Annotated in this window: 19 protein-coding genes; 7 read left to right on the forward strand and 12 right to left on the reverse strand. The window is 52.1% G+C overall.

What is annotated here, in order from left to right; genetic code table 11:
• Positions 1-40: 40 nt before the first annotated feature.
• From IE181_RS01655 to IE181_RS01675, 5 genes are all read right to left on the reverse strand, one after another.
• Positions 41-1,636 (reverse strand): Na/Pi cotransporter family protein, encoded by a 1,596-nt coding sequence (locus tag IE181_RS01655; RefSeq protein WP_191249821.1) that lies wholly within the window; start codon positions 1,634-1,636, stop codon positions 41-43.
• Positions 1,633-2,970 (reverse strand): APC family permease, encoded by a 1,338-nt coding sequence (locus IE181_RS01660; RefSeq protein ID WP_191249822.1) that lies wholly within the window; start codon positions 2,968-2,970, stop codon positions 1,633-1,635. Before IE181_RS01660 ends, IE181_RS01655 begins: the two co-directional genes overlap by 4 nt.
• Before the next feature lie 74 nt (positions 2,971-3,044).
• Positions 3,045-3,425: an MGMT family protein gene (locus IE181_RS01665; RefSeq protein ID WP_191249823.1), complete on the reverse strand. Its 381-nt coding sequence runs from the start codon at positions 3,423-3,425 to the stop codon at positions 3,045-3,047.
• Entirely contained in the window at positions 3,425-4,810 is a 1,386-nt protein-coding gene (locus IE181_RS01670; protein ID WP_191249824.1) for an L-serine ammonia-lyase, read from the reverse strand. Before IE181_RS01670 ends, IE181_RS01665 begins: the two co-directional genes overlap by 1 nt.
• 79 nt (positions 4,811-4,889) lie before the next feature.
• On the reverse strand, positions 4,890-6,326 hold the full coding sequence (locus IE181_RS01675; protein WP_191249825.1) for a helix-turn-helix domain-containing protein: 1,437 nt from the start codon (positions 6,324-6,326) through the stop codon (positions 4,890-4,892).
• A 154-nt stretch (positions 6,327-6,480) separates the two neighbouring features.
• On the opposite strand from IE181_RS01675, the gene aceB reads away from it, so the two are divergent.
• From aceB to IE181_RS01705, 6 genes are all read left to right on the forward strand, one after another.
• Positions 6,481-8,091 (forward strand): malate synthase A, encoded by a 1,611-nt coding sequence (gene aceB / locus IE181_RS01680; protein ID WP_191249826.1) that lies wholly within the window; start codon positions 6,481-6,483, stop codon positions 8,089-8,091.
• A gap of 62 nt (positions 8,092-8,153) precedes the next feature.
• Positions 8,154-9,779: an isocitrate lyase gene (locus IE181_RS01685; RefSeq protein WP_191251478.1), complete on the forward strand. Its 1,626-nt coding sequence runs from the start codon at positions 8,154-8,156 to the stop codon at positions 9,777-9,779.
• Between the two features lie 250 nt (positions 9,780-10,029).
• Entirely contained in the window at positions 10,030-10,350 is a 321-nt protein-coding gene (locus tag IE181_RS01690) for a 2Fe-2S iron-sulfur cluster-binding protein (RefSeq protein ID WP_191249827.1), read from the forward strand.
• Positions 10,351-10,354: 4 nt separating this feature from the next.
• On the forward strand, positions 10,355-11,743 hold the full coding sequence (locus IE181_RS01695) for a leucyl aminopeptidase family protein (protein WP_191249828.1): 1,389 nt from the start codon (positions 10,355-10,357) through the stop codon (positions 11,741-11,743).
• Positions 11,744-11,875: 132 nt separating this feature from the next.
• Positions 11,876-12,232: a MarR family transcriptional regulator gene (locus tag IE181_RS01700; protein ID WP_229819068.1), complete on the forward strand. Its 357-nt coding sequence runs from the start codon at positions 11,876-11,878 to the stop codon at positions 12,230-12,232.
• Positions 12,225-13,046: a C40 family peptidase gene (locus IE181_RS01705; protein ID WP_191249829.1), complete on the forward strand. Its 822-nt coding sequence runs from the start codon at positions 12,225-12,227 to the stop codon at positions 13,044-13,046. Before IE181_RS01700 ends, IE181_RS01705 begins: the two co-directional genes overlap by 8 nt.
• A gap of 83 nt (positions 13,047-13,129) precedes the next feature.
• Here IE181_RS01705 and IE181_RS01710 read toward each other — a convergent pair whose 3' ends face one another.
• Positions 13,130-13,741 (reverse strand): c-type cytochrome, encoded by a 612-nt coding sequence (locus IE181_RS01710; RefSeq protein WP_191249830.1) that lies wholly within the window; start codon positions 13,739-13,741, stop codon positions 13,130-13,132.
• 273 nt (positions 13,742-14,014) lie between these two features.
• Between IE181_RS01710 and IE181_RS01715 the strand changes: the two genes are divergently transcribed.
• Positions 14,015-14,875 carry a prephenate dehydratase gene (locus IE181_RS01715; protein ID WP_191249831.1) on the forward strand — a complete coding sequence of 287 codons (861 nt, stop codon included), beginning with the start codon at positions 14,015-14,017 and terminating at the stop codon, positions 14,873-14,875.
• A gap of 72 nt (positions 14,876-14,947) precedes the next feature.
• Here the strand turns inward: IE181_RS01715 and IE181_RS01720 are convergent, their stop codons facing one another.
• From IE181_RS01720 to ubiE, 6 genes are all read right to left on the reverse strand, one after another.
• Complete coding sequence (locus IE181_RS01720) at positions 14,948-15,358, reverse strand: DsrE family protein (protein ID WP_191249832.1); 411 nt, start codon at positions 15,356-15,358, stop codon at positions 14,948-14,950.
• Positions 15,351-16,133 carry a HesA/MoeB/ThiF family protein gene (locus IE181_RS01725; protein WP_191249833.1) on the reverse strand — a complete coding sequence of 261 codons (783 nt, stop codon included), beginning with the start codon at positions 16,131-16,133 and terminating at the stop codon, positions 15,351-15,353. Before IE181_RS01725 ends, IE181_RS01720 begins: the two co-directional genes overlap by 8 nt.
• Positions 16,133-16,588, reverse strand: a complete 456-nt coding sequence (gene dut / locus IE181_RS01730; RefSeq protein WP_191251482.1) for a dUTP diphosphatase — start codon at positions 16,586-16,588, stop codon at positions 16,133-16,135. The genes IE181_RS01725 and dut overlap by 1 nt, the downstream gene beginning before the upstream one ends.
• Positions 16,589-16,601: 13 nt before the next feature.
• Entirely contained in the window at positions 16,602-17,816 is a 1,215-nt protein-coding gene (gene coaBC / locus IE181_RS01735; RefSeq protein ID WP_191249834.1) for a bifunctional phosphopantothenoylcysteine decarboxylase/phosphopantothenate--cysteine ligase CoaBC, read from the reverse strand.
• 65 nt (positions 17,817-17,881) lie between these two features.
• The gene (gene ubiB, locus IE181_RS01740) at positions 17,882-19,405 is read right to left on the reverse strand and encodes a 2-polyprenylphenol 6-hydroxylase (RefSeq protein ID WP_229819073.1); all 1,524 of its coding nucleotides are present in this window, start codon (positions 19,403-19,405) and stop codon (positions 17,882-17,884) included.
• 4 nt (positions 19,406-19,409) lie between these two features.
• Entirely contained in the window at positions 19,410-20,165 is a 756-nt protein-coding gene (gene ubiE / locus IE181_RS01745) for a bifunctional demethylmenaquinone methyltransferase/2-methoxy-6-polyprenyl-1,4-benzoquinol methylase UbiE (protein ID WP_191251487.1), read from the reverse strand.
• Positions 20,166-20,244 lie beyond the last annotated feature (79 nt).

Genomic DNA, 20,244 nt, shown 5'->3' on the forward strand with positions numbered 1-20,244 from the left:
AAAATCACTCCAAACGAAATGCCCCTCTTATCAGCATGTCCTAGCTGGATGGAGATACTTTGTGCATGTGATGGGTGATCCGCCATAAATGATAGGTTACGCGAAGAACCCAGCGCTGTGCATCCAGTTTAGCAATCAGGTCGGGCGCCTTGTCCGGTGTCGTCGCAATCAGGCTAATCGTTTCCCGCCTACCCTCGACACGCCAGTGTTTCATGTCGCGATACAATTGGTGAAAACAGTGTTCGTCCTCTCCCGTGATACTGTCAATTTTGGCCTGCCGCAGCCCATCAAGGAACCTGTCCCTGAACGGCAACTGCTCCCCGGCCTTTAACAGCGTGTGTATTTTCTCGTCTTCGTTCATGCGGTAGGCCAACCGGCTTAGATGATCAAGAATATGCAAATCATCAACCAGCGTTATGGTCACATCATCTTCTGCCCCTTTGCCAACCGGAATTTGCTGGACAAAATCATGAAGTGCATTCAACGCCACGGTCAGTCTGGCAATTTCATGCCCCGCCGCTGGTTGCTTCATTCGACCAGTTAAGCGGTCATCCAAAGCATCGGCAAACGCGGCAAACAATCGGCACAATACTGAATGTGTAGCAGCGAGCGCCGCCGGCACAGACTGTAATAATTCCGGGTCCAGCTCGTCTGTCAGCGATGCCGTTTTTTCAGGGAACAGCCGCATAATAAAATGAGCGAACGACTTGGTGAACGGCAAAATCAACACGACACCCAGCCCGTTAAAAAAAGTATGAAAGGCCACCAACATCATCTGAACTGAACCTGTTCCGTCCTGCACAGGTATCTCAGCCCCGGCGAACCACCAATCAACAACCAACGCAAATGGACCAAGCATTAAGAAGGCAACACATGCCGTCATCACATTATAAATGACATGCGCAAATCCGGTTCGGCGCATTGCAACAGATCCGCCAAACGTCGCAAGTGCCGCAGTAAAAGTGGTCCCCACATCCATACCGATTACAAGGGCTGCTGCCTGCGGCAGGTTTATCGCCCCCGTCCCCAACGCGACCATGGCGGTTGCAATACCCGCGCTCGAAGACTGGGTTATTCCAACAATTACCATCCCAATCAGAACAAGCTTGAAACGGCCAAAGTATGTATCATCTGGAAAGCTAGCTGGTGTTACATACTGGTCCACACCGGCCATCCCTGCCTGCAGGGTATCAATACCAAATAATATCAAGCTAAATCCTGCGATCACCCAACCGATGTGACGCCACCTTCCTGTTGCAAACATACGAAGCAGCACACCAATCATTATCCCGGGCATCACGATAGCACCCAGTTCCATTTTAAATCCAAGAAGTGCAACAATCCAACCGGTAGCCGTGGTGCCGATATTAGCACCAAAAATAATCCCCAGTGCCTGCTGGAATGTCAGCAAACCAGCCCCGACCATTCCGACTGTGGTGACCGTAGTTGCGCTTGAAGACTGAATAAGCGCGGTCATCCCTGCACCTGTTACAGCACCTGATAACGGGCTTTGCGTATAGGTTGCCAAAACTTTGCGCAGGACCCTGCTTGTCAGGCTTTTCAACCCATCCGTCAGGATCAACATCCCTAAAAGGAAAAGACCAATCCCGCCAATGGCTGTCAGTACCTGTGTCATTTGGCCCCTACCTTATTGCCTCGCAAGGAAAACCCCAGGGATGAGATGGTCAATAAAACATATAGCCCCACGATGAACAGAAGCTGTTCTGGCTGAAAGGTGAACTCATAATAAAATATCATCATGGTGCCGACCAACAGTGCCACGACTGCAAAGGACGTCAGCAAAAGAGACGACCCGGTTTTGTGGCGAATTTTCAAATTTGCAATCGCCATCAACAAGGACACTAAAAGAAAGGTTACACTACCAAATTCCAGAATGACCTGCAGATTGCCCGCGAGCACCAGCAAAAATGCCAGCCCCGAAATGGCAAATATTGAATAGACCGGGATACCGTTTACCCGTCTGCCCAGAAAAGACGGGAAGAAACCGTCGCGGGCAATTACCGCCATCTGCCGAGACGCACCAAACACCGTGCCGCTGATAGCACTGCTTGTTGCCAGAAGGGCACCCAGAACAACCAAATCCGACCCCCAATGCCCAAGGACATTCCCCGCACCCGCCGCCAGCGCATATTCTTTGTTTTGGACAATCTCTGCTGTCGGAATTGCCAACATCGCACCAAAGGAAATCACCACATAAATCACAACTGCCAGAAACAGGGAGGTATAGATCGCCTTGGGGATATTCCTTTCTGGTTCGTCCATTTCCTTCACGGCATTGATCACCAGCTGAAACCCTTCATAGGATACAAAAGTCAGGGACGAAACAATGAGAATAGTTGCCAGACCAACATCACGCGCTTCCTCGAACAAGACCGGTAGGCTTGTCTGGCTATTGTTCACCAGCACAAAGGAGATCACTGTCAGAATAATAAGCTTGGTATAGACAATAACATCCTCAATCTTGCCCATACCCTTCACGCTCCAGACATTTACAAGGGTGAAAATAAGCAAAACTGCTCCTGCAACCAGTTTGCGGGTCATCTCACTATCTGCAAAGGCAAACCCGCTGATTGCATAGGATGCAAAGGTATAAGCATATAGCGCCATGGTGCTGATATAGCCGAACATAACCCACCATCCGATAAGGGACGCGGCAATATGGGATCCGGGGAAGGTCCGCTTAAAGAACGAATAGGTTGCCCCTTCATCCTTATAAAAAACACCAAGCTTTATGTAGGAATAGGCAGCCAATGCCGCCAGCATCCCGCCAAGTGTTATTGCAACCGGCGTGTACACCCCGATCAGAGAAACTGAAATACCAAGTACCGTAAAGATACCGCCGCCGACCATACCCCCAAGCGCAATGGCAATAAGTTCAGGAACGCCAAGGGTCTTCCCGCGTTTGCGGTGACAGGCATGGTGATTTTCACTGTGATTGAATGAAAACATTTTCAGTACATTCCCTAACGCATAGGGAAAGCGTACCGCCCGAAACAGGAAAATACCAGCAGGATTTCAGGTGTTTATCTGCGACCCGGCCATGCCTGGGTAATTGCCAGATACTCGGGGATTTCAAGTCCCACACTTGCAAGCCAGTCATCGGATGGTCCAGCCCAGCCGTGCTGCTTCCAACTGATTCGGCCAGAAGGTGAAAAGCTGACACCTTCTTCTTCCAACCGCAGTCGCTGGCGATCCGCACCATCCCGATCACTGATCTTACCACCGCTATTGATAATCCGCTGCCACGGCACATCCTGCGGGGCGCCCGACATTGCGGTACCAACCATCCGTGCGGTTACACCTGGCAGCAGGCTTGCAATCATTCCGTAGCTTGCCACCTCCCCAAATTGCACATGGCGCACCAGGGCATAAATACGGTCGGCAACATCCGGCCGAACACGCATCAACAGTCCACAACGTTTGAAGTAATCGGCACTGTCACAGCCAGACCGCCCTGCGCCGTTTCCTTGTATTTCGATTTCATGTCACGGCCGGTGATGCGCATGGTGCGAATGACCTTGTCCAGCGATACAAAATGTTCACCGTCACCGCGCAAGGCAAGCCGTGCCGCATTGATCGCCTTGATAGATGCCATGGCATTTCGTTCAATACAGGGTACCTGCACCAACCCGCCGATTGGATCGCAGGTCAGTCCAAGATTATGTTCCATACCAATTTCGGCAGCATTTTCAACCTGCTCGGGCGTACCGCCCAACACTTCAGTCAACCCCGCTGCTGCCATGGAACAGGCGCTTCCCACCTCTCCCTGACAGCCAACTTCTGCGCCGGATATGGATGCATTTTCCTTAAATAAAATACCAACAGCCCCAGCGGTCAGCAGAAATTTCACCACGCCGTCTTCGCTCGCATGCGGGCAAAACCGTGTGTAATAGTGAAGCACGGCGGGGATAATACCCGCTGCCCCATTTGTGGGCGCAGTCACCACGCGGCCGCCAACGGCATTTTCCTCGTTCACAGCCAGTGCATACAGATTCACCCAGTCCAGAATTGTCAGTGGATCGGTCAGCGCTTTCTCCGGCCTTCCGGCAAGCTGGTCATACATATCCGCTGCCCGGCGCCGTACATTCAGTCCCGGCATGGCTCCACGCGTTGTACAGCCCCGGTTCACACATTCCTGCATTACCCGCCAGACTTCCAGAAGCTGCGCCCGCACCTGCGCGCGACTGCGACGGGCAGATTCGTTACACAGCATAATCTCGCTGATCGACTTACCGGACGCCTTACAGTGCGCCAGCAGTTCCGCACCCGACGTGAAGGGATAGCGTACTTTTGGATCTTCTGTATGGAAACTGTCGTCACGGGCCTCGGATTCGTCCACGATAAACCCGCCGCCGATAGAGTAATAAATTGCACCGTGTAGTTTTGCACCGGCTGCATCAAAAACCTGAAACTCCATACCATTTGGATGGAAGGGCAGCCGTTCCCGCGGCAACAATAATAAATCCGTGTCTTCTTCAAACGGGATTTTATGGTCGCCATTCAGGGCCAGTGTTTTCGTGCTGCGCACCTCGTCGATCATGCCCGGTATGGCATCAACATCCACATCTTCGGGGCTTGCCCCCATCAACCCAAGGATAATCGCCGTATCTGACCCGTGCCCACGCCCGGTAGCACCCAGTGACCCAAACAAACGGACCTCAACTCTGGCAACCGATGTCAGCGCCTCAAGGGTTTCCAGGAACTGATGCGCCGCACGCATCGGACCTACCGTGTGTGAACTTGAAGGGCCAATACCGATATTAAAAAGATCAAGCACATTGATAGTCATAAAAGTCCCGCTTACCATTAAAGAATTTCAAGAGGGTGACGCTACGGCAGGCTGGTGTTTTTCGCAATGGATTTCCGCACTATTCCTGCGAAAATCTGTAACTGGATACCCCCCGGCTCCGTTCGTCCAGCACCAGTGATTTTGTCAGTGGCGGATTGGACCGCTGCGGACACGCAGGACGTTCGCACAATCGGCAGTTCGGGCCAACCGGGGTTGCGTCCAGATGCTCCAGATTATGGCCCTTCGCGTAGATAAGATCCTTGGCATACGTAATATCACATCCAAGTGCGATCCCCAGCTGTTGATCCGGGGCCCCGTAGACCGCACCAACCTTGTGCACGGTGCGCGCAACGGAAAAATAGGTCGTATTATCCGGCATCTGAATAATCTGGGTCGCGATCCTGCCGGGGTTGGCAAAGGTATCATGCACATTCCACAGTGGGCACGTACCACCAAACCGGCTGAAATGAAACTTGCCGGCAGAGAACCGCTTGGACACATTCCCGGCCTTATCAACCCGGATAAAGAAGAAAGGAATACCCCGCTCCCCCGGCCTTTGCAGCGTGGACAGTCTATGACAAACCTGCTCAAAGCTTGTGCCGTAACGGCGACCTAGATGCTCAATGTCATACCTAAGTGTTTTCGCATCCTGCAAAAATCGGCTGTAAGGCATTAAAAGCGCACCGGCGAAATAATTGGCCAGTGATATACGTGCCAGTCTTTTTGCCTCTTCTGTCGCAAACGGGTGTCCGTCCACAATCCGCTGGATCACCGGACGGTATTCCAGCATGGCAATCTGAAACGCTATCTGGAACAAACGAGCCGGTCCATCCAGCATTTCGCTTAACTGCAACTGACGGCGGTGCAAATCAAAGTGCCGCAAAGTTTCCGGCATGACTTCGTACGGCATGACCCGTACACGCACCTGAAATTCTTCATCCAGTCTGGCGGTCAGGGCCATCATGGCATCTTCACGCGACAAACCCAGCTCCGTATTCAGCGACTCGGCAGCTTCATCCAGTTCTGAGAAGTGATTCTTACGTTCGTGGATAAAATCACGCACCTCATCCACAGGAAATTGACCTTCTGCGGCAAGGGCGCCGCCCTCCAGCACCTTACTGGACAGGTCGGTGGCATTCTGGTTGGCCTGCCGGAATGCCCGGTAGAGAATCGTAAATGCCTCAACCGACTTGGGTGATGTATCGGCGAAATCCTGTATCTCCCCCCGGGACATGGCGAGATTTTTAAAGAGCGGATCTGATAAAATTTCCAACAGATCAGCAAAGGCGCGCGCTTCGTCCGTACCGGCAAACGCCGTTAATTCAATGTCATAGACCTCAGCAAGGCGCAGCAGAAACTGGGCAGAGACAGGGCGCTGATTACGCTCCACCAGATTGAGATAACTGGTTGAAAAGCCAAGCTCACCCGCCATTTGCGACTGGGACAGGCCCAGCTCGCGCCGAAGTCGTCTAATACGGGGACCCGCAAAAATCTTCTTTTGTGAAAAATCTACCATTTACAAATTTTACATTTTTACTTTTTGACATTTACTTAGTCATACAATGGAACTCTTTTTGTATCAATAGTTCTTTTTATTGCGGTAACATTATGAAATATAAAATGCCTTATACGGTAATTATATTTCTTGTTTTGATTTAAAGGACCAAAAAATGTCAACATCTGCACAGCAAAAAGAAGCGCCTTTTCCGCTTGAGATCATCGCTCCCATGGAGGAGCTTTACAGCCGCGTACTAACCGGTGATGCACTCGCGTTTGTCGCAGAGCTGGAGGCAGAGTTTGGTACCCGTCGGGAACAGTTGCTCGAAGACCGGGCAAGCAAGCAGGAAGAGTATGATGCGGGCAGCCTGCCCGATTTTGACCCTGAAACTCGCGATATTCGTGACGGAGACTGGCAAATTGCCGGAACCCCGGATGACCTGCAGGACCGCCGGGTAGAAATCACCGGCCCTGTTGACCGTAAAATGATGATCAATGCCTTCAACTCCGGCGCCAATGTTTTCATGGCGGATTTTGAAGATGCCTCTTCTCCCACGTGGGACAATATGGTGTCCGGCCAGATCAATATGTATGACTATGCCCGCGGTCAGCTTGCCTACACGGACCCGAAAAGCGGTAAAAACTACGAGATGGCCAAGAAAACGGCGGTACTGAAAGTGCGCCCGCGCGGCTGGCACATGACGGAGGCCCATGCCTGCCTGAACGGCAAGCCCATTTCCGCTGGTCTGTTTGATTTTGGGTTGTTTATGTATCACAACGCCAAAGCCCTTCTGGACGCAGGCAAAGCGCCGTATTTTTATCTGCCTAAAATGGAAAACCACAAGGAAGCAAAATTGTGGGATGATGCCATCAGCTTTGCTGAAAATGCCCTTGGAATTCCGCACGGCACTGTCAAAGTCACTGTCCTGATTGAAACGCTGCCTGCGGCCTTCCAGATGGACGAAATCCTGCATGCCCTGAAAGACCATATCGTTGGTCTGAACTGTGGTCGCTGGGACTATATTTTCAGCTACATCAAACGGATTGGCAAAAACGCAGCCTATCTACTGCCTGACCGCGGCAAGATTGTCATGGGCGAAGCCTTCCTGAAGGCTTACAGCCTCTTGCTGATCCAGACTTGTCACAAACGTGGTGCCCACGCCATGGGCGGCATGGCTGCCCAAATCCCGGTCAAGGGCGACGATGCAGCCAATGAAATTGCATACGGCAAGGTCCGGGCCGACAAAGAACGCGAAGCCAACAATGGTCACGACGGTACGTGGGTTGCCCACCCAGGCATGGTCGCGCTTGCTAAAGAGGCATTCGACAAGATCATGCCGGGCAAAAACCAGATTGATAATCTGCGCACCGACATCACCATCACACAGGAAGATCTGCTGCGCCCACACGAAGGCGATGCAACAACGGACGGTCTGAAAGAGAATATTCGTATTGGCGTCCAGTATCTGGAAGCCTGGATTTCCGGACGCGGTGCTGTCCCTCTTTATAATCTGATGGAAGATGCCGCAACGGCTGAGATCGGCCGGACGCAGATTTGGCAGCAACTGTATCACAAGACAAAGCTGGCGGACGGTCAGACCGTCACACAGGCACTTGTCAAAGACCTTTACGAGGAAGAAATGGCTGCCATCAAAGCCGAAGTCGGCGCAGACCGCTACGACAGCGGTCGGTATGACGAGGCTGGCGCCCTGTTCCTTGAGCTTTCCTTCGCCGACAGTCTGGCAGAGTTCCTGACAACCCCGGCTTATGAACTAATTAAATAATCCCCACTTTTCTGAACGGAGTACGACCAATGAGTAAAGCAACTACAGACGCAGGCAAGACAATGAACTACAATGACAATATCGCAAGTATTCAAAATCTGATCAGCGGCTACAAGGGTACATGGGACGGTATTAATGCCGAATCTGTCGCCCGGATGCGTGCTCAGAACCGCTTCCATTCCGGCCTTGATATTGCCCGGTACACGGCCAAGATCATGCGCCAGGATATGGCCGCTTATGACGCAGACCCTGCAAACTATACCCAGTCATTGGGATGCTGGCACGGCTTCATTGGCCAGCAAAAGATGATTTCTATCAAGAAGCATTTTGGCAGCACAAAAGGCCGGTACCTGTATCTTTCTGGTTGGATGGTTGCTGCGCTGCGGTCTGACTTTGGCCCGCTACCGGACCAGTCCATGCACGAGAAAACTTCTGTGCCTGCCCTGATCGAAGAACTTTACACCTTCCTGAAGCAAGCAGACGCACGCGAACTTGGCCTGCTGTTCAAAGACCTGGACGAAGCACGCGCTGCAGGTGACGAAGCGCGCGAGAAAGACATCATGGACAAGATTGATAATTTCGAGACCCATGTTGTTCCAATCATTGCTGACATTGATGCAGGTTTTGGTAACGCCGAAGCAACGTACTTGCTTGCCAAGAAAATGATCGAAGCCGGTGCCTGCGCCCTGCAGATTGAAAATCAGGTTTCCGACGAGAAACAGTGTGGCCACCAGGACGGTAAAGTAACAGTGCCGCACGAAGATTTCCTCGCGAAAGTACGCGCATGCCGCTATGCCTTCCTCGAACTGGGCGTAGAAGACGGTGTTATTGTTACCCGCACAGACAGCCTTGGCGCTGGCCTGACCAAACAGATTGCTTTCTCCAAAGAACCTGGTGATATCGGCGATCAGTACAATAGCTTCCTGGACTGTGAAGAAGTGTCGGCAGCCGACCTTGCACCAAACGATGTTGTTATCACCCGCGACGGTAAATTGATGCGTCCAAAACGCCTGCCGTCCAACCTGTTCCAGTTCAAGCCTGGCACGGGCGAGGACCGCTGTGTTCTTGACTGTATTACGTCACTTCAGCACGGTGCTGATCTGTTATGGATTGAAACTGAAAAGCCACACGTTGAGCAGATCGCAGGCATGGTTGACCGTATCCGCGAAGTGATCCCGAATGCGAAACTGGTTTATAACAACTCACCATCCTTTAACTGGACCCTGAACTTCCGCCAGCAGATATTCGATGCATGGGAGGCAGCTGGTAAGGACGTATCTGCTTACGACCGCGCTAAACTGATGAGCGTTGAGTATGACGACACCGATCTGGCAGCAGAAGCGGACGAGAAAATCCGTACATTCCAGAAAGACGGCGCAAAACGTGCTGGCATCTTCCACCACCTGATTACCCTGCCAACGTATCACACTGCAGCTCTGTCCACTGACAATCTTGCAAAACGCTACTTCGGAGAAGAAGCAATGCTTGGTTACGTGAAGCAGGTTCAGCGTCAGGAAATTCGTCAAGGTATCGCCTGTGTGAAGCACCAGAATATGGCCGGCTCTGACATTGGTGATGATCACAAAGAGTATTTTGCCGGTGAAGCAGCGCTGAAAGCGTCTGGTAAAGACAACACGATGAACCAATTCGAAGACACAAGCAACCCGTCTGTTCAGGCTGCCGAGTAAGACTAGTTGCCGGCTCGGTCCGCCGGACCGGCGCCTTCCATTTGTCCCTCACACCCCCTATGGGTGTGACTTAGGCCGGCCCTTGTGGTCGGCCTCTTTTTATCTGAATAACAGTACAGACGTATCGCATCATATTCGACGATAATTTTTATACACAGAATAAAAACCCTGTTTTTGATCTTGATTTCCGGAGCAAATTTCAGTTGATTACAAGACTATTGACGCAATGCAACAAAGTGGGGTTTGCTTTATGCCTAGAGTAACTGTAACTGATCTTTCCGGCGAGAGCCGTGCAATTGACGCAGAGGTTGGTCTTTCATTGATGGAATCACTGCGCGAGAATGATTTTGACGATCTCGCAGCCATTTGCGGGGGCTGTTGCAGCTGCTGCACCTGCCATGTGTATGTTGGTGGCGATGCTGCTGACAAACTGGACCCCATGGATGATGATGAGCAAATGCTCCTTGAAGACAGCCCGCATTATCAACAGGGCGAAAGCCGCCTTTCCTGCCAGATCGAAGTCACTGACGACCTAGAAGGTCTTCAGGTAACAATCGTCGCAGAAGAGTAACCCCATGGACCTTACCAGATACATTGCAGCTTACGACCCAACGTCATCCACAGTTCCTGTGTATCTGGTGTCTGGTATCGACGCCTTCGAAAGTCTGGACACTCTGACTGGACCCCAGAAAAAGTGGCTTACAGCGACCGGCTTTGACGCAAAACCGGGTAGCCATGCCACCTTTATGGATCAGGACGGTGCTCTGGCAGGGGTTGTCGCCAGCGTAAAAGACGGAGATTTCTGGGCGCTGGCGAAAGTATCCTCTGCGCTTGAAAGCGGGCGTTATGTCATCGCCAATACCGAGACAACCCACGCCCATGTCGTTGCATGGATGCTGGGTAAATACAGTTTTGACCGCTATAAAACGCCAAAGTCTGACAAGTGCCCCGTTTTGATGCTGCCGGACGGCTTTTGCGGTAAACAGGCTGGTGCAGAAGCAGAGGCAATCACGCTGGTTCGCGATCTGGTCAACACGCCAACCGAAGATATGGGACCAACGGACCTTCAGGACACTGCTGAAGCATTGGCCGAAGAATTTGGCGCTACCTGCCAGACGATCATCGGCGATGACCTTCTGGATGAAAACTTCCCTGCTATTCATACGGTAGGCCGCGCCGCAGCGGCTGGACGCGAACCCCGCATTATTGATCTATGCTGGGGCCGTGAAGATGCCCCCAAAGTTACACTGGTTGGCAAGGGGGTTTGCTTTGACACGGGCGGACTTGACCTGAAACCATCGCAGTTTATGCGCTGGATGAAAAAAGACATGGGCGGTGCTGCACATGTTCTTGGGCTCGCACGTCTTTTGATGACAACCAATGTTGATATCCGGCTCCGCGTACTGATTTCCGCCGTCGAAAATGCGGTTGACGGTAATGCCTTCCGTCCGGGCGACATCCTGAACACCCGCAAAGGACTAACCGTCGAAAACGGAAATACCGACGCTGAGGGCCGCCTGGTTCTTTGTGACGCGCTTACCCTTGCCTGCGAGGAAAGCCCGGAACTGCTGATTGATTTTGCAACACTGACCGGCGCCGCCCGGGTCGCGCTGGGGGCCGACTTGCCGGCGACCTATACCAATTCAGAGGACGTCTGGAACACGCTTGAAAACTGCTCAAAAGAAGCAGCTGATCCTTTATGGCGTCTGCCCCTTTACGGTGATTATGACAGCCAGCTTGATAGCAATATTGCCGACCTTAGCAACATTTCTGAAAGCCCTTTTGCCGGCTCCATCACGGCCGCACTTTATCTGCAGCGTTTCATCACCGAAGGCACAGACTGGTTGCATCTGGATGTATTCGCTTGGAACCAAAGCGCACGCCCGGGTCGCCCCAAAGGCGGTGAAGCACAGGCACTGCGCGCCGTGTACGGGCTTATCAAAAGTCGCTTTACTGCTTCCTAAATCCTTGTGATTGCACACAAGATGCTTTCGCGTTAGTCTATTCCCATGGGGGAAACTGGACAGTCTTAGATATTGCCTTGCATCAGCAAGGTTTCTGCAAGGACCCTATGCTGTATTGAGACGGGGGAAGTTATGAGCGAAAAAACTAATCCAAAGATGCTGCGATTATGGCGGGAAGCAATGTTAAGTGACGTTCGGTCTTCCCACCCAGATCTGACCATGCGCCAAATGTCGGTTCTTTTAAGTGTCTATATGACGGAACCACCCCATACCGTTCGCGGTCTTGCCAAAGAATTGAAAGTTACTAAGCCGGTTATCACCCGTGCGCTAGACACACTTGGTAAACTGGACCTGCTGAAACGCCTGCCGGACGAAAATGACAAACGCAGCATTACTGTTGCACGCACAGTAAAAGGGGCTGTTTTCCTGTCTGAACTATCAGACATACTTGTCGAAGCAGAAAGACGGCTGGATGCTGAAGATGCCTGATCTGATCGATCCTACCGGTTTAGTCAACAGTCATCCCAGTCTTTCCTCACCATCCGCCGCCACACATTCTGTGTGTAGCGCCCGCACACCAATGAAAGCAGAGCCTGACGGTAGTGGCCAAACCATCAACGAGCTTCTGTTTGGGGAATTAGTGCAGGTGGTCGCGTCAGACGGGACATGGTGTAAAGTCATATCGCTGACAGATAATTATACGGGATGGATACTGGCGGATGCACTCTCTGAGCCTCCTTCTGCGCCGACGCACTATATTGCGGTGAAGTCTGCCCATACCTATGACCGCCCGCATTTGAAGGCAAGCCCGGTCCATCATTTGTCCGCTGGTGCGCTGATCACTGTCACTGATACAGAAAAGCGGTATTTCAGGATTGAGGACGGCAGCTGGATATTCTCAGGCCATGTTCGGAGACTGGGTGATTATGACGCCGACCCCCTTGATTTTGCCATGCAGTTTTTGGGAACGCCGTATCTATGGGGTAGCCGCAGTGCTGCCGGCATCGACTGTAGTGGCCTTGTGCAGATAAGCTGTGCACAAGCGGGTATTCGCACCCTGCGTGATAGCGGTATGCAGTGGGAATCACTTGGCACACATCTTGATACCAATGACATCCCGCGGAAAGGCGACCTTGCCTTCTTCCCAGGACACGTAGGCTATATGGTTAGTGAAACACATATCCTGCATGCAAATGCCACCAACATGGCAGTGACGATTGATCCCCTTGTGGATGTTACCGCGTGGGTGGCAGCCGATACGGACAAACCATCCTTCTCTGGTTTTAAGCGCCTACACATTTAACCGCCACACGGTGACCATCCCGCAAAAAATAACGGCGCACCACTGGCACGCCGTTTCAATTGCTTCAAAAGTTTGGGAAAGCTTTACTGGCCTTCAACCGCACCTTCTACGGTTTCTGCAACTTCTTCAGTTGCTTCTTCCACAGCTTCTTCAACTGCTTCCACAGTTGGAAGTGGTGCAGGACTGTCTGCAAAGGAACGCAGATACGCTATCAGGTCAGCACGCTGGTCAGGCTTACGAATACCGGCAAATGACATAGAGTTGCCAGGAATTGCCGTTTTTGGATTTTCCAACCAGTGATCCAGCAGCTCATATGTCCACTCACCACCATGATCAGCAACCGCGCTTGAATATTTAAACCCGTCCACAGACGCTACAGCACGACCAATCAAACCGTACAGGTTTGGACCAGTGCCCTGACGGCCACCTTTTTCAACGGTGTGACACGCTTTACATTTCGCGAACTGGCGCTCGCCTTTGTCAGCGCTTGCACCAACCATCAGCTCAGCTAATGTTGGGCCTTGCTCTTCAACAGCTTCTTCAGCACCTTCAGCGCTTGCCACTTCAATCGTGTATGCTGGTTTTTCAGGATGGTTTTCAGGATATACCATTCCAGATACGGTAGAAATCACCATAATAACCAAAGCACTTGCGATTACGGCCCCAAAGACCTTATTCCACTCAAAAGAATCCACGGGTACTTCTCCTTAACTGGCCTCACTCAAAAGGGCCGAGATTAGCAACGACGCAGACACGCATGTAAACGTCTGCTTATTCGGCGCGACAATAACCGTTCCTACGTACGAAATTCAAGTCGTCTTTTGCCACATTTCGCGTGATTCGGCAAAAAAATGCCTTTTTTCAGGTTTTATTGGCCGGAAGCAGTGCCAGAGAATTGACATATACCCCTCCCATTGGCACAAATCGCACAGTTTATTTATGCCATTTGATAAGGTCTACGCAACATTATGTCCGTTACAGAAAAAAATCCCGATACGCTTATCGCCTTTCAGGGCGAACTTGGTGCCTACTCTCACATGGCGGCCAAGGCCAAGTTTCCGGACATGGATGTTCTACCCTGCCCCAGTTTTGATGACGCCCTTGACGCGGTGAAAAACGGCGCGGCCAAACTTGCCATGATTCCTATTGAAAACTCGACTGCAGGACGGGTGGCAGACATCCATATGCTCCTGCCTGGCAGCGGTCTTTTCATCATTGGTGAACATTTTGAAACAATCCGCCACTGTCTGCTTGCAACAAAACAGGCTGATGCTACGTCTCTTAAGACTGTTACAAGCCACGTGCAGGCCCTTGGTCAGTGCCGCGAAACACTGCGGTCGATGAATCTGGCACCGATTCCTTTTGCCGATACTGCAGGGGCTGCAAAACATATCGCAGAAGCAGGTGACCCAAGTGTTGGCGCCATTGCAAGCAAACTGGCCGCAGACGTGTATGACTTGCAGGTGATCAAAGAAAACCTCCAGGATCAGGGACATAATACGACGCGCTTTGTCGTCTTGTCGAAAACGCCTTTGGTGATTGACGATATCTCGGGTGCGACGATGACCAGTTTCACGTTCGAGGTTAAAAATATCCCAGCCGCGCTCTATAAAGCCTTGGGCGGGTTTGCGACAAACACTGTTAATATGACCAAGCTTGAGAGCTACTATGAAACAGATAGTTTCACCGCGACCGAATTCTATGCTGACATTGTTGGCGACGAATCAATGGCAAATGTTGCACGCGCGATGGAGGAACTGCGTTTCCATGCCAAACGGGTTCGGATTTTAGGTACATATCCGCTCGAACGCCCACGCAATATGCGCTAGGTTTTCCTAGGGCTGAAACAATACCAGACAGTGCCCTTTTCTGATGGATCTGTCTGGTCGCACCCCTACTTTTTAAAAAGTCATCCAGTCCCCGCCGAAACCTTGCTTAAGGAGTTCTCCGAGGCTCAGGACTTCTATATGTGGATGGCTAAGAAGCTGGTCACTGGTTATGCCGTATTCCGTGACCGCAGCATCACAGATCAGAAACCGGGCATTCACGGCGCCAAGCGCTTGTGCAAGAAGGGCAAAATCAGGCAACCCCGCGTTTTCGTGATGGGCATCAAACGCACCGGCTGCGTATCCTTCTGCCTGACACAGCCGGTCCCAGCCGCCGCGCGTTAAAACGTCCGCTGCCTTTTTCGCGAAAAACAGGCTGGTTGGTCGACCCTCCGACGCCGCAGTGACCGCCAGCGTCATCGCCATATGAATTTTATCAACGTCAGGCGACAGGATAATAAGGGTCATCGGGTATTTTTTAGACATGGCCTACACTCTTCCCGCAAGATGGGCACGCAGGGTCTTTCGGCAATTTAATCAGCCGGGACCGCATGGATAGCGCATCAAAAATCAGAAACTTGCCAGCCAGACTGTCCCCGGCACCTGTAATTTCCTTCACGACTTCGAGCGCCTGCATAGAGCCGGCCACACCGGCGACCGCGCCGATTATGCCGGTATCAGCGCACGTTCGGTTCTGATCATCACCCGGCAGTTCGGGCATATAACACCGGTAGCAAGGCAATTCGTCCCCCTTGTGGGGTTTGAAAGTTGCCAGATGCGCTTCAAACGGACCAAGTGCCGCGGAGACAAGCGTTATACCAAGTGCCACGCAGGTATCACTGACCAGGAGCCTTGTCGCAAAGTTATCGCAGCCATCAGCGACCAGATCATACGTCGCAATAATCTGCGCCGCATTATCGGCTGTCAGTCGGTCACTATATTTAACAACACGTACATCCGGGTTAATGGCAGACAGGGAAATTTCCGCACTGTCCACTTTTGCCGCACCAATACGGTCTGTCGTATGAATGATCTGTCGCTGCAGATTAGAAATATCAACGCGGTCATCATCGATAATACCGATGGTGCCAACACCAGCCGCAGCCAAATACATCAAAAGCGGCGACCCAAGCCCCCCGGCGCCGATCACAAGCACTTTGGACTTCAATAAAGCAAGCTGCCCTGCCCCGCCAATTTCCTTAAGGACAAGGTGACGGGAATAACGCTCTAGCTGCTCATCACTGAAATCCAGCAAGCTCATCAGTGGGTTCCTGTGCTACCAAAACCACCTGTACCGCGCTCGGTCTCATCCAGGTTTTCAACTTCAACCCACGTACCTTGTGTGACAGGGGCAATCACCATCTGCGCAACGCGCATGCCCCGCTCAATCGTGAAAGGATCATTGGACAAATTCACCAGAATAACCTTCACTTCACCGCGGTAATCGGCATCAATCGTGCCCGGAGAGTTCGCAACAGTAACACCGTTTTTCGCGGCAAGCCCGGACCGGGGGCGCACCTGCGCTTCATACGCATGCGGCAGGGCCATGGCCAGTCCCGTTGGGATTAACGCCCGCTCAAGCGGCCCAAGGGTAATCGTCTCCCCCTCACCCAGGGCTGCATATAAATCCATGCCCGCACTATCAGATGTTTCATACTTGGGTAGCGGTAACCCCTTGCCGTGGTCCAGCGTTACAACGTTAATTTTACAGTCCATGTGCCCCATGAATTTATCCTAATCTTTCTGCTATTTTGTCGGCCAGCTTTGCCGCCACTAAATCTTTGCCCGCTCTTGGCCAAGCTTCTTCTGAATCCTCGGTAATCAGATACACCTGATTTTCAGTACCGCCCATGATCCCGGTCGCGCCGGACACATCATTGGCGACGATCCAGTCACATTTTTTGCGATCGCGCTTCGCCCTCGCATGTTCAACAACATTTTCTGTTTCGGCTGCGAAACCAATCACCAGTTCCGGCCGTCCGGTGGTCATAATGGAAATTCCCGCAAGAATATCGGGATTTTCCACAAGGGTCAGATTGGGCAAACCGTCGCGCGTTTTCTTCATTTTCTGTTCTGCTTCTGCGTCCACACGCCAGTCCGCAACAGCCGCCACACAAATCACCGTATCGGCGGGTAACGCTTTACGGACGGCAGCCTGCATCTGCCACGCGGTTTCAACATCAACACGGGTCACACCGTCTGGTGTATGTTCAATTGTCGGACCTGCCACCAGGACAACGTCTGCCCCCAAACGCGCCAAAGCGCCTGCAATCTCGAAACCCTGCTTTCCTGACGATCTGTTGGCGATATAGCGCACCGGATCAATCGGTTCGTGTGTGGGGCCTGCGGTCACAATAACCTTTCGGCCTTTCAGGGGATAAGCCGAACCACCGGCAAAGAAGTCATCCACCGCGGAAAGAATATCCGGAATTTCTGCCAACCGGCCGGGACCTACCTCGCCGCATGCAAGCATCCCTGATCCGGGGTCAACAAACAATATGCCGTCCCCTTTAAGGGTTTCCACATTCCGCTTGGTTGCTGGGTGGACCCACATTTGTGCATTCATCGCAGGGGCAACCATCACTGGCTTGTCCGTTGCCAGCAATACCGTGCTTGCCAAATCACCGGCCAGGCCGTGTGCCATTTTCGCCATCAAGTCGGCCGTTGCCGGACACACTAAAATAAGGTCAGCTTCACGGCTCAGACGGATATGTCCCATCTCTGCCTCGTCTTTCAGGCTGAACAGGTCCATATAACATTCATGCCCTGTCAGACTTGCGACGGACAAAGGCGTGATAAATTCAGCGCCCCCTTTGGTAAGAATACCTTTAACGCTGGCCCCGCGTTCCATCAAACGCCGAGCCAAATCAAGGGACTTATAGGCAGCCACACCGCCGCCAATGATAAGAAGGATAGATTTACCGGTCAGATCAGTTGGTTGCATTGAAAGGCGCCTTTTATGAGTAATTCCGGACTTCTGATATAGGATGAATTCTCATCCCCCGCAATTCAAAGTGCTGTTAGATAGGTACCAAGCACAATTCCCAAAGCAAAGATTATCAACACGCCAAGCGTACCTGTCCCCTTTTCAATGACTATCGGCTCTACTTCCGGTGTCTTCTTTTCCTCAGAAAGTCTCTCAAGGGTTGTTGGCAGTCTTTCCAGCAGGCGCGGCAGAGACACAATGAAATCAGCCAACCGCGCTTCGGGGGACAGATTATCCCGTATCCAGCCTTCAAGGACAGGACGCGACGTTTGCCACATATTCGTCTTAGGGTTCAGGTGCAGCGCCATTCCTTCGGCCATCACCATGGTTCGCTGTAACAATAACAGCTGCGGCTGGGTCTGCATTTTAAAACGTTCTGTTGTGGCAAATAACTGTGCAAGGAGTGCCCCCGCTGAAATTTCCTCAACCGGCAGATCAAGAATTGGGTCCGCGATCGCCCGCAACGCAACAGAGAATTCCTCGACCGACTGTTCGCGCGGTACATACCCTGCATCAAAATGAACTTCTGCCACCCTGCGGTAATCGCGCATGATAAAGCCGTAAAGAATCTCTGCCAGAAAACGGCGCTCTTTCTTGCTCAGTCGCCCCATAATGCCAAAATCAATGGCAACGATCGTCCCGTCTTCTTCGACAATCAGGTTGCCCTGATGCAGGTCCGCATGAAAATACCCGTCCCGGACTGCCTGCTTCAGAAACACCTGCACCACGCGCTCGCCCAGATACTCAAGGTCATGACCAGCCGCTTGCAGTTTCTCAGAATCAGCCAGACGAATGCCGTCCACCCATTCAAGGGTCAGGACCATCGACCCGGTACGCGCCCAGTCAATCACTGGCACACGGTAACCGCTTTCGCCTTTCATATTCTGGGAAAGTTCTGTCGCCGCAGCGCCTTCGATCCGCATGTCCATTTCCTGCGAAACTGTCTCCCGCAGTTTATCCACAACTGAGCGAAGTCGCAGCCTTTTAGCCGTCGGGACATGCGTTTCCGCAAGTGTTGCAAGCCAGTCAAACAGGGCAATATCTTTTTTAAAGCGTCCTTCGATCCCCGGACGACGAACCTTGACCGCGACAGCCTGCCCATCAGTGGTTACCGCCTTGTGCACCTGTGCAATCGACGCTGCAGCGATGGCGTCAGTTTCAAAACTGCTGAAATGATCAGCAAGCGTGCCGCCCAGTTCCGTTTCAATAATATCAATGGCAAGAGCACCGGAAAATGGTGGCAACCTGTCCTGCAGAGCGGTCAGACCTTTGGCCAGTTTATGCCCGATAACATCAGGCCGCGTAGCCAGTGTCTGCCCCAGCTTAATATAGGCAGGCCCCATCCCGGCGAGGGCCGCTGCAAGTCTTTCCCCATCATCATCAGGCAAAGAGACTTTGCGCGGAATATAAAATGTCAGAATCCGCAAGGTTGTTGGCGCCCACCGCGGAACCATTTCAATATGAGTCAGCGACCGTATGGCACCGTACCGGCGCATACGTGCTGCCAGGCCAAAAAGTTGCAATAAAAACCGTAGCGTTCTGATCATATATCTAGATCTTTACACCTGTATGAATGGCGACGACACCTGCACTCATGGTGCGGTAGCCTGTCCGGGAAAATCCTGCAACCTTGATCATTTCTTCGAACGCGTCAGGCGCCGGAAAACGGCGGATAGATTCGACCAGATACTGATAACTGTCCCGGTCATTGGCAACAATTTCGCCCATCTTGGGGATGACATTAAAACTGTAACTGTCGTAAACAGACTTCAGAAGCGGCACAACCTTGTGCGAAAATTCCAGGCAGAAAAAACGCCCGCCCGGCTTCAAGACCCGGTACGCTTCTTTCAGCGCATCTTCAATGCGGGTTACGTTCCGGATACCAAAGGCAATGGTATAAGCATCCACCGACCGGTTTTCGACGGGCAGCTGCATCGCATCACCGCAAACAAAATCCGACCGGTCAGCATACCCGCGGTCCGCCGCCCGTGCCTTGCCAACCCGCAGCATTTCAGCATTAATATCACATACCGTCACTACACCCCGAGGCGCTGCCTCCAGAAACCTGAAGGCAATATCACCGGTACCACCTGCAACATCAAGAAGGTGCATGTCCGAACGCGGGTTCAAACTATCCAGAAGCGAATCCTTCCAAAGACGGTGAACACCCACGCTCATGACATCATTCATGCGGTCATAATCATCGGCAACACTATTGAAGACCCCTCTGACCAATTTGGCCTTGTCTTCCTCTTTTACTGTCTGGAAACCAAAATGCGTGGTTTTATCGTCCGGTGTAGACTGCATCCCCGCGGGTGCGCTAACAGTTTCAGTAGCATCAGTTTCAGGCATCTTGTATTCGTCCGGTTATTGGCATTACAGTCCG

The organism is Kordiimonas sediminis (genome assembly GCF_014656395.1).
GTDB lineage: Bacteria > Pseudomonadota > Alphaproteobacteria > Sphingomonadales > Kordiimonadaceae > Kordiimonas_A > Kordiimonas_A sediminis.

Coding starts and splice junctions, on each gene's coding strand:
- IE181_RS01700 (WP_229819068.1), top strand. CDS start 11,876: ATGAGCGAAAAAACTAATCCAAAGATGCTGCGATTATGGCGGGAAGCA.
- dut (WP_191251482.1), bottom strand. CDS start 16,588: ATGGACTGTAAAATTAACGTTGTAACGCTGGACCACGGCAAGGGGTTA.
- IE181_RS01670 (WP_191249824.1), bottom strand. CDS start 4,810: ATGACTATCAATGTGCTTGATCTTTTTAATATCGGTATTGGCCCTTCA.
- aceB (WP_191249826.1), top strand. CDS start 6,481: ATGTCAACATCTGCACAGCAAAAAGAAGCGCCTTTTCCGCTTGAGATC.
- IE181_RS01705 (WP_191249829.1), top strand. CDS start 12,225: ATGCCTGATCTGATCGATCCTACCGGTTTAGTCAACAGTCATCCCAGT.
- IE181_RS01720 (WP_191249832.1), bottom strand. CDS start 15,358: ATGTCTAAAAAATACCCGATGACCCTTATTATCCTGTCGCCTGACGTT.
- IE181_RS01675 (WP_191249825.1), bottom strand. CDS start 6,326: ATGGTAGATTTTTCACAAAAGAAGATTTTTGCGGGTCCCCGTATTAGA.
- ubiB (WP_229819073.1), bottom strand. CDS start 19,405: ATGATCAGAACGCTACGGTTTTTATTGCAACTTTTTGGCCTGGCAGCA.
- IE181_RS01695 (WP_191249828.1), top strand. CDS start 10,355: ATGGACCTTACCAGATACATTGCAGCTTACGACCCAACGTCATCCACA.
- IE181_RS01715 (WP_191249831.1), top strand. CDS start 14,015: ATGTCCGTTACAGAAAAAAATCCCGATACGCTTATCGCCTTTCAGGGC.
- IE181_RS01655 (WP_191249821.1), bottom strand. CDS start 1,636: ATGACACAGGTACTGACAGCCATTGGCGGGATTGGTCTTTTCCTTTTA.
- coaBC (WP_191249834.1), bottom strand. CDS start 17,816: ATGCAACCAACTGATCTGACCGGTAAATCTATCCTTCTTATCATTGGC.
- IE181_RS01665 (WP_191249823.1), bottom strand. CDS start 3,425: ATGCGTGTTCGGCCGGATGTTGCCGACCGTATTTATGCCCTGGTGCGC.
- IE181_RS01660 (WP_191249822.1), bottom strand. CDS start 2,970: ATGTTTTCATTCAATCACAGTGAAAATCACCATGCCTGTCACCGCAAA.
- IE181_RS01725 (WP_191249833.1), bottom strand. CDS start 16,133: ATGAGCTTGCTGGATTTCAGTGATGAGCAGCTAGAGCGTTATTCCCGT.
- IE181_RS01690 (WP_191249827.1), top strand. CDS start 10,030: ATGCCTAGAGTAACTGTAACTGATCTTTCCGGCGAGAGCCGTGCAATT.
- IE181_RS01685 (WP_191251478.1), top strand. CDS start 8,154: ATGAACTACAATGACAATATCGCAAGTATTCAAAATCTGATCAGCGGC.
- ubiE (WP_191251487.1), bottom strand. CDS start 20,165: ATGCAGTCTACACCGGACGATAAAACCACGCATTTTGGTTTCCAGACA.